A 527-nucleotide genomic window follows, 5' to 3' on the forward strand; every position below is an offset into this window, starting at 1 on the left:
CTATAGGCGGATTCGCGTCGCGCGGGAGGGGCAGAATTCCGCCAGCGGTGGATCAGTGGAAAACGACTTATGCCTGCGCCGCCAGCCAGTCGCGCACCTTGCGGGCGTTGTCGCTGAGCTCCCGGTTCTTCGGCCAGACGACATAGAAGGCCTTGCCGGTCTTCAGCACATGATCCGTCACCGGCACCAGCAGGCCCGACGCCAGCAGCCGCTCGGCGAGATGCCGCCAGCCGAGCGCGATGCCTTGGCCTTCCATGACACCCTGGATCACCAGGCCGTAGTCGTTGATGCGCAGGCCGCGCGCGGTATCGCTGAGATTGGCGCCCGCAGACTGGAACCATTCGTCCCAACTGGCCGCCTCGCGATACGGCTCCTCCAGATGGATGAGGCGGTGCGTGGCCAGTTCGGCAGCGGATCTGGGCAGGCCGAACTTTGCCGCATAGCTGGTGCCGGCGACGGGAAATATCTCCTCGTCAGCCAGCGGCAACGAATGATAGTCCGGCCAGTCCCGCGGCGCGCCGCCGCGC

General features: G+C 66.4%; 1 protein-coding gene. It reads right to left on the reverse strand.

The annotated features are described in order from the left end of the window. Positions 1–67: 67 nt before the first annotated feature. Positions 68–527, reverse strand: a 460-nt coding sequence (locus EN949_RS35590; protein ID WP_245472589.1) for a LysR substrate-binding domain-containing protein, incomplete at its 5' end; no start/stop codon positions are given.

Origin of the sequence: Mesorhizobium sp. M7A.F.Ca.US.007.01.2.1, from assembly GCF_003998165.1 — a bacterium.
Lineage (GTDB): Bacteria > Pseudomonadota > Alphaproteobacteria > Rhizobiales > Rhizobiaceae > Mesorhizobium > Mesorhizobium ciceri.